Annotated in this window: 14 protein-coding genes and 1 pseudogene; 12 read left to right on the top strand and 3 right to left on the bottom strand. The window is 57.1% G+C overall.

Annotated elements, in window-relative coordinates:
• The 6 genes and pseudogenes from rhlB to ABD013_RS03325 all read left to right on the top strand — a co-directional run.
• Positions 1-1326 (top strand): annotated as a pseudogene (gene rhlB, locus ABD013_RS03300) (ATP-dependent RNA helicase RhlB); the annotation flags it as partial.
• A 620-nt stretch (positions 1327-1946) separates the two neighbouring features.
• On the top strand, positions 1947-2159 hold the full coding sequence (locus tag ABD013_RS03305; protein WP_343802243.1) for a hypothetical protein: 213 nt from the start codon (positions 1947-1949) through the stop codon (positions 2157-2159).
• 44 nt (positions 2160-2203) lie between these two features.
• Positions 2204-3232 carry an NAD(P)H-dependent glycerol-3-phosphate dehydrogenase gene (locus ABD013_RS03310; protein ID WP_343802246.1) on the top strand — a complete coding sequence of 343 codons (1029 nt, stop codon included), beginning with the start codon at positions 2204-2206 and terminating at the stop codon, positions 3230-3232.
• Positions 3232-3693: a SixA phosphatase family protein gene (locus tag ABD013_RS03315; RefSeq protein ID WP_343802249.1), complete on the top strand. Its 462-nt coding sequence runs from the start codon at positions 3232-3234 to the stop codon at positions 3691-3693. Before ABD013_RS03310 ends, ABD013_RS03315 begins: the two co-directional genes overlap by 1 nt.
• A 20-nt stretch (positions 3694-3713) precedes the next feature.
• A complete protein-coding gene (locus ABD013_RS03320) occupies positions 3714-4562 on the top strand; it encodes an alpha/beta fold hydrolase (RefSeq protein WP_343802252.1) in 849 nt (282 codons plus the stop codon).
• Positions 4563-4579: 17 nt separating this feature from the next.
• Positions 4580-5428 carry a DUF4892 domain-containing protein gene (locus tag ABD013_RS03325; protein ID WP_343802255.1) on the top strand — a complete coding sequence of 283 codons (849 nt, stop codon included), beginning with the start codon at positions 4580-4582 and terminating at the stop codon, positions 5426-5428.
• Positions 5429-5448: 20 nt separating this feature from the next.
• Here ABD013_RS03325 and folE read toward each other — a convergent pair whose 3' ends face one another.
• The 3 genes from folE to ABD013_RS03340 form a co-directional block, all read right to left on the bottom strand.
• Positions 5449-5991 carry a GTP cyclohydrolase I FolE gene (gene folE / locus ABD013_RS03330; protein WP_343802258.1) on the bottom strand — a complete coding sequence of 181 codons (543 nt, stop codon included), beginning with the start codon at positions 5989-5991 and terminating at the stop codon, positions 5449-5451.
• Between the two features lie 91 nt (positions 5992-6082).
• Positions 6083-7150, bottom strand: a complete 1068-nt coding sequence (locus ABD013_RS03335) for a PilT/PilU family type 4a pilus ATPase (RefSeq protein ID WP_343802261.1) — start codon at positions 7148-7150, stop codon at positions 6083-6085.
• Between the two features lie 98 nt (positions 7151-7248).
• A complete protein-coding gene (locus tag ABD013_RS03340) occupies positions 7249-7821 on the bottom strand; it encodes a Smr/MutS family protein (protein ID WP_343802264.1) in 573 nt (190 codons plus the stop codon).
• 68 nt (positions 7822-7889) lie between these two features.
• Between ABD013_RS03340 and prmB the strand changes: the two genes are divergently transcribed.
• The 6 genes from prmB (at position 7890) to ABD013_RS03370 (ending at position 13103) form a co-directional block, all read left to right on the top strand.
• A complete protein-coding gene (gene prmB / locus ABD013_RS03345) occupies positions 7890-8807 on the top strand; it encodes a 50S ribosomal protein L3 N(5)-glutamine methyltransferase (protein WP_343802267.1) in 918 nt (305 codons plus the stop codon).
• Between the two features lie 53 nt (positions 8808-8860).
• Positions 8861-9958, top strand: a complete 1098-nt coding sequence (aroC, locus tag ABD013_RS03350) for a chorismate synthase (protein WP_343802270.1) — start codon at positions 8861-8863, stop codon at positions 9956-9958.
• 276 nt (positions 9959-10234) lie between these two features.
• Positions 10235-10732: an adenosylmethionine decarboxylase gene (gene speD / locus ABD013_RS03355; protein ID WP_343802273.1), complete on the top strand. Its 498-nt coding sequence runs from the start codon at positions 10235-10237 to the stop codon at positions 10730-10732.
• Positions 10710-11567: a polyamine aminopropyltransferase gene (gene speE, locus ABD013_RS03360; RefSeq protein WP_343802276.1), complete on the top strand. Its 858-nt coding sequence runs from the start codon at positions 10710-10712 to the stop codon at positions 11565-11567. The genes speD and speE overlap by 23 nt, the downstream gene beginning before the upstream one ends.
• A 64-nt stretch (positions 11568-11631) precedes the next feature.
• The gene (locus tag ABD013_RS03365) at positions 11632-12786 is read left to right on the top strand and encodes an MFS transporter (RefSeq protein ID WP_343802279.1); all 1155 of its coding nucleotides are present in this window, start codon (positions 11632-11634) and stop codon (positions 12784-12786) included.
• A 62-nt stretch (positions 12787-12848) separates the two neighbouring features.
• Entirely contained in the window at positions 12849-13103 is a 255-nt protein-coding gene (locus ABD013_RS03370) for a DUF6489 family protein (RefSeq protein WP_343802281.1), read from the top strand.
• Positions 13104-13114: the final 11 nt, after the last annotated feature.

Genomic DNA, 13114 nt, shown 5'->3' on the forward strand with positions numbered 1-13114 from the left:
ATGGATCCGATCTTGAGTACTGAAGACAAACAGACCACAGCTGCAGCGGGCTCAGAACAGAAGCCCAATTCCAACCGTCCGCGCCGTCGTCGCCGTTCGCGCAAGCCGCGTGATGCGAGCAGCCAGCAGGGCAGCTGGACACCGGTGATGTTTAAGGTGCCGGTTGTCGAGGGCAAGCGCCGTTTCCACGATTTCGGTTTGCCCGATGTGTTGATGCACGCGATTGCGGACCTCGGCTTTGAATACTGCACGCCAATCCAGGCGGCGACCATCCCCCATGCGCTGCAGGGGCGTGACTTGATTGGCAAGGCCCAGACCGGTACCGGCAAGACCGCTGCCTTCCTGATCGGTATCATGACCGATCTGCTGGATTACCCGCTGGAAGGCGAGCGTAAAAAAGGTGAGCCGCGTGTGCTGATCATTGCTCCGACCCGTGAGCTGGCGCTGCAGATTGCGGCCGATGCTGAAGGGTTGGGGAAATATGCCGATCTGTCCGTGGTCTCCCTGGTCGGTGGCATGGATTACGAGAAGCAGCGCAAGGCGCTGGCGGCCAAGCCAGTTGATATCCTGGTGGCAACCCCGGGTCGTCTGATTGATTTTGTTCGCTCCAAGGAAGTGGATCTGTACCATGTCGAAGTGCTGGTGCTTGATGAAGCTGACCGCATGCTCAGCATGGGCTTTATCCCGGATGTGCGTACTATTATCCGCCAGACTCCGCGCAAGGGTGCCGACCGTCAGACACTGCTATACAGCGCGACCTTTACCGATGAGGTGATGCGTCTGGCCGAGCAGTGGACATTGGAGCCGGTCACCATCGAGATCGAGTCCGAGCACAAGACCACCGATAATGTGGCGCAGAAAGTGTTCCTGGTGTCCAGTAACGAGAAATACCAGCTGCTGCGCAACTACCTGCGCATCAACGGTATCGAACGCGCGATTGTGTTCGGCAACCGACGCCATGAGACCCGTGCGCTGGCTGAACGTCTAAGCAAGGATGGCATCAAGGCTGCGTTGATGTCTGGTGAAATTCCGCAGAACAAGCGCCTTAAGACACTGGAGGACTTCCGCAGTGGCAAGATTGAGGTGCTGGTGGCGACAGATGTGGCTGGTCGTGGCATCCATATCGACGGCGTCACCCATGTGATCAACTACCAGCTGCCAGAAGACGCGGACGACTATGTACACCGTATCGGTCGTACCGGTCGTGCCGGGCAGACAGGTACATCGATCTGCTTTGCCTGTGAGGATGATTCCTTCCTGATTCCGGACATTGAACGAGAAACCGGCGTCAAGCTGGAATGTATCCATCCGGAAGCCGAGTTGCTCAAGCCGCTGAAAGATTCCAGTCGTAAGGTGGAAAAAGAGGCCGAGGTTGCGGTTGAGGCAGACAAGGCTGACGTTACCGAAGCGCCGTCTGAACAAGCCAGCGCTGCAGAAGCGGTGGCCGAGGCAAGTTCACCGGAGGGCAAGGTGGATGCTGCTCAGGTTGAAACCGTACCGACTGCAGATGTTACTGTCGAGGTTGCTGTGTCCGGAGCTGAAGCGGCAACGCCTGTCGAGCCGCAGGAGGCGATTGTGGCAGAAGCGGCTGAAGCTGCCGATCAGGATGAAGCGACCAAGAGCGAGAACGCTCCTGACGAAGCAATGGATTCCATGATTGCTCAGTCTGACGATGCGCCTGTGGCACCTGCGGCTGAACAGGCTGAATCTGCAGCCAGCGAAGATGAGGCCGGCCACCAGGACGAAACAACGGTTGTGTCAGCGAAAGAGGGCGAAGCACCCTCTAATGAACAAGCTGAACAAGCTGAACAAGCTGAACAAGCTGAACAAGCTGAACAAGCTGAACAAGCTGAACAAGCTGAACAAGCTGAACAAGCTGAACAAGCTGAACAAGCTGAACAAGCTGAACAAGCTGAGCAGGTTGAAAAGTCAGATCGGGCAGATAAATGAGCGATAAGCACAATCTGCAGCGGATCAGTACGGTGCTGGCGATTCTCGCCAGCGCCTTTTTTGCTGCCGTGGCGATAGCAGGCTACCAGCGTACCGAGGACCTGAACCAGTTGATGCTGTTTCTGGGGCTTGCGGTACTGGCTTTTGCTGTCGTCAAGTTTCTGTTTTTTGGTATCGGTCGTCTGTTGGACAAAATCGACCCATCCTGACGGGAGCCGGCAAGGGTTCCCACGCTCAATCTGAGGGAGAAGATATGCATTCTCAGTCCCCTGTGGCCGTCCTTGGTGGCGGCAGCTTCGGTACTGTCCTTGCCAATCTGATGGCTGAAAAAGGTCTGGAGGTGCGTCTTTGGATGCGCAACGAGGCCTCTGTCAACGAGGTCAATCAGCGGCATCGTAATGAACGCTACCTGCCGGGGCGTGATCTGGCGCCCACACTGACGGCAACCATGAGTCTTGAGCAGGCGCTTGCCGGGGTTGAGGCGGTGTTCATCGCCATTCCCAGCAGTGCCTTTCGCCAGGTGTTGAAGCAGGCTGCGCCTTGGCTCAAGCCGGAACAGCTGTTGATCAGTACCACCAAGGGGATCGAAGCCGGCACTTTTTGTCTGATGAGTCAGATTATCGAGCAGGAGTGCCCTCAGGCACGCCTCGGAGTGCTTAGTGGTCCCAATCTGGCGAAAGAGATCGTACAGAAGCAACTGACGGCAACCGTTATCGCCAGCAGCGATGCCGGACTGCGTGAGCGGGTTCAAGCGCTGCTGCATACTTCCTGTTTTCGGGTATACGCCAGTACCGATACCTATGGTGTTGAGCTGGGTGGTACCTTGAAGAACATCTACGCCATCGCTGCGGGGCTCAGTGCAGCTCTGGGCATGGGGGAGAACACCAAGAGCATGCTGATGACGCGCAGTCTTGCCGAGATGAGCCGTTTCGCAGTCAGTCTTGGAGCAAACCCGATGACTTTCCTCGGCCTGGCAGGAGTGGGTGATCTGATCGTGACCTGCATGTCGCCATTAAGTCGTAACTACCGTGTCGGTTACGCGCTGGGTGAGGGCAAAACGCTCGAGCAGGCGGTCGCTGCCTTGGGTGAGGTTGCAGAAGGCGTCAATACCCTTCGGCTGGTCAAGGAAAAGGCCGAGAGTCTTGAGATCTACATGCCGTTGGTGGCGGGGCTTTATGAGGTCGTATTCAATAACGCTCCGGTGAAGGAAGTGGCTCGTGGCATGATGCTCAACGTGCAGAGCAGCGATGTTGAGTTTGTGCTGCCGCGCCAGGAAAGCTGATGCGACTACTGATACTGCGTCATGCCGAAGCGGTCCCCGGTGCCGATCATGACCCTGATCGTCCGCTGACATCGCGAGGTACTTTGCAGGCTCAGGCGATGTGTCGGCAGCTGCAGGACGTACTTGGTGACTATCGATTGCTGTGTTCACCCTGGATGCGCGCGCACACGACTGCTGCTCAGCTCATGTCGGGTGAGCACGAGCCGTCCTCCTCGGTGAGCCTTATTCCTTCAGCTTCACTGCAGGCGGCGGCGGGGCTGCTTGAATCGCAGTTCGATGATCAATCGCCCCTGGTTGTGGTCACTCACCAACCGCTGTGCGGTCGCCTGATCCACTGGCTTACCGAGGGCCGTGATCAGGGGTTGCTGATTGCCCCCTGCAGTGGTGCGCTGCTCGAACTGGATTGGCCGGCAGCTGGTATGGCGCGACTGGTTCGCTGGCTTGATGCCAATCCAACCTGAATAACCAAGAGACCTTTCCCATGATCGTAGAAGAGCTGCGCTTTGAGGTGAACGGCCAGTTGATGGCCGCCCGTGCAGTGGGTCCCGCTGACGGGCGTCCGGTATTGGCATTGCATGGCTGGCTCGATAATGCGGCCAGCTTCCGTGCGCTGGAGCCGTATCTTGACTCGGTTCGGCTTGTTGCCCTGGATCTGGTGGGGCATGGTTTCTCGGCGCACAGGCCTGAGGCGATGCCCTACTATATTTGGGATAACGTTGCCGATGTGTTGGCGGTGGCCGATGAGCTGGGTTGGGAGCAGTTTCATCTGCTGGGCCATTCCATGGGTGCCGGTATTTCATCGCTGCTGGCTGGTGCGATGCCAGAGCGGGTGCTGAGCCTGGTGTTGCTGGAAGGGCTCGCCCCCATGGCGGATGAGCCGGACGAGCTGCCCGAAAAGATGGCATTGGCCATCCGGCGCCGTCAGCGCAGGGAGCGCAGCCCAAAATACTACCCCGATATTGAAGCGGCGGTCGCCGCGAGGATGAAGGGGCGCTTCCCGGTAACGGAACAGGCTGCCCGCTGGCTGGTCGAACGGTCTATAGTGCATACGACTCACGGCTTCCGTTGGCGCAGTGATCCTGCCTTGGTGCTGCCCTCGGTATTGCGGCTGTCAGAGGAGCAGGTGTGTGCCTTCCTGCGCAAGATTGATGCTCCTGCGCTGTTGGTCATGGGAAGTGATGGTATAGGTACACCGCTGCTGGATGAGCGTGCCCAGCTCATCAGTGGCCTGCAACGCCTTTCGTTTACGGGTAACCACCACCTGCATCTGGAGGATGCCCCTGCCAGGCTGATCGCGGCGGCCATTAACGAGTTCTACGCGAGGCTGTAACGCTCAAGGAGAGAAAGATGAAAGCTGTGCTGCTGTCCCTGTTGTCCATGCTCATGGTTTCGATGCCGCTGCAGGCTCAGCAGTCAGCGCTGCCTATGGGGCTTGAGCCTTTCCCGCTATCCAGTGTTATCAGTGAAGTGCACCGTCCTGACCCTGACTATCGCCTGATGCTGGGGGGGATTGTCAAGATCAACGGTCTGATCCGCAGTGACAGTGAGCAGCGGCTGCAGGCGGTGCTGACCCGTATTACCTGGCAGTTGCCCGCTGGCTATGGCCCTGACGCCGGGTTCAATTACCTGCGCGAGCAGTTGCTGGGCAAGGGGGCCGAGGTGCTGTTCGAGTGTGCCGGTCGCGAGTGTGGTCCCAGTAGTCTATGGGCTAATGAAATCTTCGGTCAATCACGGCTTTACGGCGTTGACAGAACTCAGTTCTATGCGGCCTTGTCCCTGCCGCAGGCACATCTGGCCATCTATGCGGTTCGTCGGGGTAATGGTCGGGTCTATCTTCATCTGGACTTGCTTGAGCATGACGCACCGACGGCAACCGAGTTGAGCGTGCGCTTGCGTCAACAAGGCTATGTTGAACTTCCGGACTGGCCTGGCTCAACGGACCAGACCGTGCAGGCGCTGCTCGATCTACAGAAGACCTTTCCTGATCGTGAGTTCTGGCTGGTTGTTCATTGGCGCGGAGAAGATCTTGATCTGACATTGCGGCAGTCTGATGAGGCGGCTCGGCGCTTGATCCGTTTCGTGAAGGATAAGGGAGGCGATGTCAGTCGTATCAGGGGGCAGGGGGTAGGTGCTCTGGTGCCGAGCGTGCTGGGAGGTCGAAGCCAGGTTGCGATCGTGGTACTCAAGGAGGGCTGAGCGCCCTCCCCAAGAGGTGCCTAGTTGTTAACCAGGGCCATGAACTCGGCGCGTGTGGCCGGATTGCTGCGGAAGGAGCCCAGCATCATGGAGGTCTTCATCGATGCATTCTGCTTTTCAACTCCGCGCATCATCATGCACATGTGCTGTGCTTCGATCACCACGCCGACGCCGGCTGCACCGGTTACGTTCTGGATCGCTTCGGCAATTTCCTTGGTCATGTTTTCCTGAATCTGCAGGCGGCGTGCATACATGTCGACGATGCGCGCCAACTTGGACAGGCCCAGTACCTTGCCGTTGGGGATGTAAGCTACGTGTGCCTTGCCGATGAACGGCAGCAGGTGATGTTCACACATGGAATACAGCTCGATGTTTTGAACAACGACCATCTCGCTGTTGTCGGACGGGAAAAGAGCGTCATTGACCACTTCGTCCAGTGTCTGGTTGTAGCCGCGGGTCAGGAAACGCATCGCCTTGGCCGCTCGGGTGGGGGTGTCCTTGAGCCCGTCACGGTCCAGGTCCTCTCCAAGCTGTTCAATAATCTGGGCGTAAGCTGTTTCCATCGTGGATCCTCGGTTACTCGGCGCGTCTGGGAAAACGGCGTAAATTACTTGAATATGACACTCGGGTAAAGGGTGGGTTGGCGCAAACGGCCTACTGTCCCCCCAGAAGTTTAAGTCTCAGGGCAATGTTGTTGCGAGAGTCCGCATTGCGCAGGGCTTCTTCGAGCGTGATGCGTCCGTTCTGATAGAGTTCCAGCAGGTTGCTGTCGAATGTGTGGGCGGCGCTATTGCTGCTTTGGTCGATCGCTTCACGAATCCGGGCGTATTCCCCGCGCGCGATCAGTTTGGCGATGTAGGGAGTGTTGATCAACACTTCGGTTGCCGGAATGAAATGGCCGTCGATATCACGAATCAGGCGCAGAGACACGATGGCGCGAAGGTTGAGTGACAGATCGGTATTGATCTTGTGTCTGTCATCGGGGCGGAAAAAATTGGCGATGTGCTCGATCGCCTGCACACTGTTGTTGGCATGCAGGGTCGACAGGCAAAGGTGGCCGGTTTCAGAATAGCGCAATGCATGATCAGTGGTTGCCGAGTCGCGGATTTCACCGATGACGATCACGTCGGGAGCTTCACGCAGCGCGTTTTTCAGGGCGTTACCATATGACAGGGTGTCAACACCCACTTCGCGCTGGTTGATCAAGGATTTCTTATTGCTGTGGAGAAACTCGACCGGGTCTTCGATGGTCAGGATATGGCCGCTGGCACGCTGATTGCGGTGGTCGATCATTGAGGCCAGCGAGGTTGACTTGCCAGCTCCGGTTGAGCCCACGATCAGTACCAGGCCGCTGCGCAGCATCACCAGTTGTTTGAGTACCTCGGGCAGGTTGAGCGCCTCGATGCTGGGAATCTTGTGGCGAATCATGCGGATGACCAGGGCAACATCCCCGCGCTGGCGGTAGATGTTGATCCTGAATCGGCCTATGTCCGGAAGGTCATAGGCGAAGTTCATCTCCATTTCGTCGTGAAATTGCCGCGCCTGGTGTTCACTCATCAGTGATTGCGCAAGCTCGGATGTGTCCTCGGCGCTTAATGGCTGCTCGTCGGCCGGCTTGATGAGGCCTTCAATCTTGATCTGTACAGGTGATCCTGAGCTTAAAAAAAGGTCGGAAGCGCCGGTTTCGGCCATCATGTGCAGATATTTGTGCAGTTCCAGCATCGTCTATTCCTGTCCTGGGAAAGGGAGCCGCGCTCTGGTACGGGCTCCCACAAGCATAGACGCTGAATTGCGGTGGTTGAAGGGGCGGGAATGGAAACTCAACGGTCTCGCCGCAGCAGAATATAAACCGCTCCGGTGCCACCATCTTTCGCCTGTGCCGAGCAAAAGGCCAGTACCGGGTCCAGTTGTCGCAACCAGTCGTTGACGCAGGATTTTAGCAGGGCAGGTTGCCCCGGCTGAGTATGGGCCTTGCCGTGGACCACGATGACCGCTCTCAATTGCTGGCGGGCAGCATCACGAATGAAGGCGCTGAGCTCGTCGCGGGCCTGATCGACGGTGTAGCCGTGCAGGTCAAGCCCGGCCTCCCAGGGGATGTGTCCCTGGCGCAGGCGTTTGAGCATACGGATCTGTACGCCGGGCGCGGCGAACAGAAGCTCGTCGTGGGATTCCACAATCTCGCTGGCTTCTGATGACAGGCCATCGATCACCTGTTCGATCTCCTCGGCAGCGGCGGCACGGCGATAGCGTGATGCCTGATCACTCGTCACCTTGAGTTTGGGCTTGAGTATGGCAGGCTCGATATGGCGGTCATGCGACAAAGGTTTAACGCCCTGCATGGCGCTGTTGAAGTCGAGATTGTCGTCGGAATCTGTATCAGTTGGATAAGACATGGCGTTCATCGGGGGTTTTCATTAACATAATCGCCCTTAATGCAGCGAAACTTATTATCAGGCGAACTATGAAGTCGGATCAAGCCGCGATTAGCGAGCATCTGTTTACCCTCCGCGATTATATCCGTTGGACATTGAGCGAGTTCAACCGGCATCAGGTCTTTTTTGGCCACGGTCATGTGTCGGCCTGGGATGAGGCCAGTCAGCTGGTGCTGAATGCCGTGGATCTGCCCTGGGATGCAAACCCGGCCGTGCTTGATGCTCGGCTGATGCCGGCTGAAAAGCTGAAAGTGCTGGACTATGTTCGCCAGCGCACTGAGGAGCGCAGGCCGCTGCCCTATATAACGGGTGAGGCCTGGTTCATGGGGCTGCCGTTCCATGTTGACGAGCGGGTGCTGATTCCTCGCTCGCCCATTGCCGAGCTGATTGAACAGGGTTTTGAACCCTGGCTTCGCCCGGGACCGGTTGAGCGCATTCTTGACCTTTGTACCGGCAGTGGCTGTATCGGTATCGCCTGTGCCTTCGCTTTCCCTGAAGCCGAAGTGGATCTGGCAGATCTATCTACTGATGCCCTGGTTGTTGCACAACAGAATATTGAACGTCATGAATTGTCCGATCGTGTGCGCGCCTGTGAGGGCGACCTGTTTGCGGCGGTACCGGGTGAACGCTACGACCTGATCGTCAGCAACCCGCCCTATGTGGATGCTGATGACCTGGCCAGCATGCCGGCCGAGTATGGTCATGAACCGGCGCTGGCGCTGGGGTCTGGGCCCGATGGCCTGGATATTACGCGCCGAATTCTGCGTGAGGCGGCCGACTACCTGACTGAAGATGGGTTGCTGGTGGTTGAGGTGGGTAACAGTGAAGTTCACCTGATGTCGAGTATGCCTGAGCTGCCGCTGGTGTGGATTGAGCTGGAGCAGGGTGGTAACGGTGTATTCGTCATTACTGCGGCCGAGTTGCGTGCGCATCGTCATTTGTTATGAATTCTGGTGCGGCCATCCCGGCCTGCATCCGACAGTTATAGAGTAAGAGCACTATGTCCGGAAACAGCTTTGGAAAACTGTTTACAGTCACGACCTTTGGTGAAAGCCACGGCCCCGCGCTGGGTTGTATCGTCGATGGCTGTCCTCCCGGGATCGCGTTGAACGAGGACGATCTGCAGGCGGATCTGGATCGTCGCAAGCCCGGTACATCCCGTCATACCACCCAGCGTCGCGAACCGGATCAGGTCCGCATTCTGTCCGGTGTATTCGAAGGCAAGACGACCGGTACGCCGATCGGGCTGTTGATCGAGAATACCGATCAGCGCTCCAAGGACTATTCCAATATTGCCGCAACCTTCCGCCCGGCTCATGCCGACTATGTCTATTCTCACAAGTACGGCTTCCGCGATTACCGTGGCGGTGGCCGTTCTTCGGCACGTGAGACTGCCATGCGTGTTGCCGCCGGTGCCATCGCCAAGAAGGTGCTGGCCGAAAAAGGTGTGCAGGTGCGCGGTTATCTGTCCCAGCTGGGGCCGATCGCTATCGACATGGATCGCTTTGATTGGAATCAGGTTCAACAGAACCCCTTCTTTTCGCCGGATGCGCAGGCAGCGGCCGAGATGGAAGAGTATATGGATGCGCTGCGCAAGGAGGGGAACTCCATCGGTGCGCGCATCTCCGTGCAGGCCACCGGTGTGCCGGTTGGCTTGGGTGAGCCGATCTTTGATCGACTCGATGCCGATCTGGCGCATGCCTTGATGAGTATCAATGCGGTCAAGGGGGTCGAGATCGGTGACGGTTTTGCGGTGGTCAATCAGAAGGGTACCGAACACCGTGACGAGATGACGCCGGAGGGCTTCCTGTCCAACCATGCCGGCGGCATTCTGGGCGGTATCTCCACCGGCCAGGCGATCGAGGCGCATATCGCACTCAAGCCGACTTCCAGCCTGCGGTTGCCGGGTCGCAGCATCAATGCTGCCGGTGAGGAGATCGAGGTGGTGACCAAGGGCCGTCACGACCCTTGTGTTGGCATTCGCGCGACGCCGATTGCCGAAGCGATGATGGCGATCGTATTGCTCGATCACCTGATGCGTGACCGGGGGCAGAATGCTGACGTGGCCTCAGGTTTGCCGGTGCTGAAGCAGCTCTGAGCGTTAACCGATTGATGTTACGGTAAAAAGATGATTTTTTCGTGACGGCCGGGCGTTTTTGCTTGAATTTTGGGCATAACGCGGTATAAATGCGGCAGAATTTGATACGTCCCAACCTTTTGGGGTGTGCAGAGTTCATGGAGCGATCTGGACGGTGCCTGATGACGCATCAGCCAGTGACAGTAAAGCTTTCATCGAACTTTGGCGCAGCCAGAAAGGTTGGGTTTTTGTTTTTATGAACTCTGTGTAAGCACAGACTTGTTTGGAGTCATCCCCATGCAAGAAGCTATTGACCTGGCGTCTGAAGTGAACGACCAAGAGGCTGCAGGCAGTGTTGCCGAGTGGCCCGCCTATACCCAGGGCGACGATGAGGAGCGTCTGGATTTCTTCATCGAGCGTGACGGTCACCGTTATGCTGGTACCCATCTGATCATCGATCTGCGCGGTGCTTCCCGCCTTGACGATCTGGAAGTGATGGAGAGGGCCCTGCGTGATTCGATCAAGGCGGCCAAGGCAACACTGCTGCATATCCACCTGCACCACTTTACACCGAACGGCGGTATCTCCGGGGTGGCGGTGCTGGCTGAGTCCCACATCAGTGTGCACACCTGGCCGGAACGCAATTTTGCGGCTTTTGATGTCTTCATGTGCGGTGAGTCAGAGCCTGCCAAGGCGGTTCCCGTTCTGGAAGCGGCATTCGCACCGACAGAGGTGAATGTCGAAGAAATTCTGCGTGGCAAGGTGAGCATCGATGACGACGACTACCTATCTTGAGAGCCTGTACAAGGGCTACGGTCAAAGCTTTACCCTGGATGAGGTGCTGTTCGAACATCGCACCGAGCACCAGGAGCTGATCATCTTCCGTAACAGTGAGTTCGGCACGGTGATGGCTCTGGATGGCATCATTCAGACGACTGAGCGTGATGAGTTTATCTACCACGAAATGATGACCCATGTGCCGATTCTGGCCCATGGCAATGCCAAGCGTGTGCTGATCATCGGTGGTGGTGATGGTGGCATCCTGCGTGAAGTGCTGCGTCATCAATCAGTCGAGCATGTCACCCAGGTCGAGATCGACCAGGCCGTGATCGATATGTGCAAGCAGTACCTGCCGAACCACTCTGCAGGTGCTTTTGACGATTCTCGTGCCAATATCGTCATTGCCGATGGCGTCGAGTTCGTCAACGAATGCACTGAAACCTTTGATGTAATCATCTCCGACTGCACTGATCCGATGGGTCCGGGTGAGGTGCTGTTCTCCAGTCGTTTCTATGAAGGTTGCAAGCGTTGCCTGACGGAAGGTGGCGTATTTGTGGCTCAGAACGGTGTTGCGTTCATGCAGCCGGAAGAGCTGGTCACCACTCGTCGTCGTCTGGGTCCCTATTTTGCGGATCAGAGCTTCTATAATGCCGCGGTGCCGACCTATGTCGGTGGTGTCATGGCCTTTGCCTGGGCCACCGACAATACCGAGCTGCGTCAGCAGAGCGTCGAGCTGATCCGCGAACGCTTTGAGCGCAGTGGCATCCAGACCCGGTACTACAACCCGGCGTTGCATGTTGCCAGCTTCGCGCTGCCGCAGTACGTGCTGGGCGCACTGGATGACTTGTAAAGCCAAGTCATCACGCTGATACTCAAGCCGGCCACTGTGCCGGCTTTTTCATGTTTGGATCGCCATGCCTTACTTTCGTTTGTCCGGGTTCTATCTGTTCTATTTTGCCCTGTTGGGCACTCTGCTGCCGTACTGGACGCTCTATCTGCAGTGGCTGAAGCTGGATGCGGCTACTATCGGTTGGCTGATGGGGATTCTCCATGTTTCAAGGGTGCTGGCGCCGAACCTCTGGGGCTGGCTGGCAGACAGAACGGGGCGACGTGTGGCTATAGTGCGCCTGGGCGCTCTGGCCAGCTGGGTCTGTTTTCTGGCGATCTTCTGGCAAACGGAGGCGGTGGGCATCGCTTTGGTGATGGCACTGTTCAGCTTCTTCTGGAATGCGGTCTTGCCGCAATTCGAAGTGATCACCCTGACCTGTCTGGGGGAAAACCGGTCGCAGTACAGTCGCATCCGGCTATGGGGTTCGATCGGCTTTATCCTGGCCGTAGTGTTGATCGGCTGGGTGCTGGACTGGCTGAGCATCGAATGGCTGCCGGTGATGGTGCTGGGGCTGATGATACTGATCTGGTTGAACACCCTGTTGCTCGACTCCTGTACTGACCGAGCGCTGTCTGAAGAGGCAGGAGGAAGCGCTATTGGTCCTATTCTGCGTCAGCCTCAGGTTATTGTGTTCTTCCTGGTCTGTTTTCTGGTGCAGCTCAGTCACGGGCCCTATTACACGTTTTATAGCGTGATGATGCAGGAACTTGGTTATGACCGGGCTGAGATCGGCTTGCTTTGGGCGCTGGGGGTGGTTGCGGAAGTTGTCCTCTTTGCCTTCATGCCGCGCTTGCTTGAGCGGTTCAGTATGCGGTACATCCTGCTGGTCAGTCTGGTACTTTGCGTGCTGCGCTGGTCACTGACGGCCTGGCTGCCTGAGCGTCTGGAAGTAATGTTGTTCGCCCAGTGTTTACACGCGGCGACCTTTGGCAGTTTGCATGCCGTAGGCATCGCGCTGGTGCAGCATTACTTCTCAGCATCCACCCAAGGGCGTGGCCAGGCCCTGTTTTCCAGTGTCGGTTTCGGGGCCGGTGGTGCTCTGGGGGCCGTTGTGGCTGGTCAGCTCTGGAGTGGCTGGGGCGCTTCGACTTTTGCGCTCGCAGCGGTGGTGTCGGTGCTGGCAATTGTGTTGACATTAATCTGGATATACCCGGATAAAGCGCAGCAAAATGACGGATAATGTTGTTTTAAAGGGCTATTGCTATAGTATGAAGTGAACCTTTTTAGATCGGGTGACCAGGCATGAATTTCAGAATTGATATCGAAATGACGCCCGAAGAGCTGCGGCGGACGCTGGGTTTGCCAGATGTTGCCGCGCTGCAGCAGGAAATGATCGACAAGGTCAGGGAGCAGATGGATGCGGGTGTTGAGGGGTATGACCCGTTGACGCTGCTGAAACCCTACCTCAACAGTGGTATCGGCTCGATGGAGGCCTTCCAGAAACTGATGTTCGGAATGATGAGTCAGTACGGGAAGGACAAGCGCGACGCCGACTGAATGGAAAGAGT

Source organism: Marinobacterium maritimum (assembly GCF_039523155.1).
GTDB lineage: Bacteria > Pseudomonadota > Gammaproteobacteria > Pseudomonadales > Balneatricaceae > Marinobacterium > Marinobacterium maritimum.

Coding starts and splice junctions, on each gene's coding strand:
- ABD013_RS03305 (WP_343802243.1), top strand. CDS start 1,947: ATGAGCGATAAGCACAATCTGCAGCGGATCAGTACGGTGCTGGCGATT.
- ABD013_RS03310 (WP_343802246.1), top strand. CDS start 2,204: ATGCATTCTCAGTCCCCTGTGGCCGTCCTTGGTGGCGGCAGCTTCGGT.
- ABD013_RS03315 (WP_343802249.1), top strand. CDS start 3,232: ATGCGACTACTGATACTGCGTCATGCCGAAGCGGTCCCCGGTGCCGAT.
- ABD013_RS03320 (WP_343802252.1), top strand. CDS start 3,714: ATGATCGTAGAAGAGCTGCGCTTTGAGGTGAACGGCCAGTTGATGGCC.
- ABD013_RS03325 (WP_343802255.1), top strand. CDS start 4,580: ATGAAAGCTGTGCTGCTGTCCCTGTTGTCCATGCTCATGGTTTCGATG.
- folE (WP_343802258.1), bottom strand. CDS start 5,991: ATGGAAACAGCTTACGCCCAGATTATTGAACAGCTTGGAGAGGACCTG.
- ABD013_RS03335 (WP_343802261.1), bottom strand. CDS start 7,150: ATGCTGGAACTGCACAAATATCTGCACATGATGGCCGAAACCGGCGCT.
- ABD013_RS03340 (WP_343802264.1), bottom strand. CDS start 7,821: ATGTCTTATCCAACTGATACAGATTCCGACGACAATCTCGACTTCAAC.
- prmB (WP_343802267.1), top strand. CDS start 7,890: ATGAAGTCGGATCAAGCCGCGATTAGCGAGCATCTGTTTACCCTCCGC.
- aroC (WP_343802270.1), top strand. CDS start 8,861: ATGTCCGGAAACAGCTTTGGAAAACTGTTTACAGTCACGACCTTTGGT.
- speD (WP_343802273.1), top strand. CDS start 10,235: ATGCAAGAAGCTATTGACCTGGCGTCTGAAGTGAACGACCAAGAGGCT.
- speE (WP_343802276.1), top strand. CDS start 10,710: ATGACGACGACTACCTATCTTGAGAGCCTGTACAAGGGCTACGGTCAA.
- ABD013_RS03365 (WP_343802279.1), top strand. CDS start 11,632: ATGCCTTACTTTCGTTTGTCCGGGTTCTATCTGTTCTATTTTGCCCTG.
- ABD013_RS03370 (WP_343802281.1), top strand. CDS start 12,849: ATGAATTTCAGAATTGATATCGAAATGACGCCCGAAGAGCTGCGGCGG.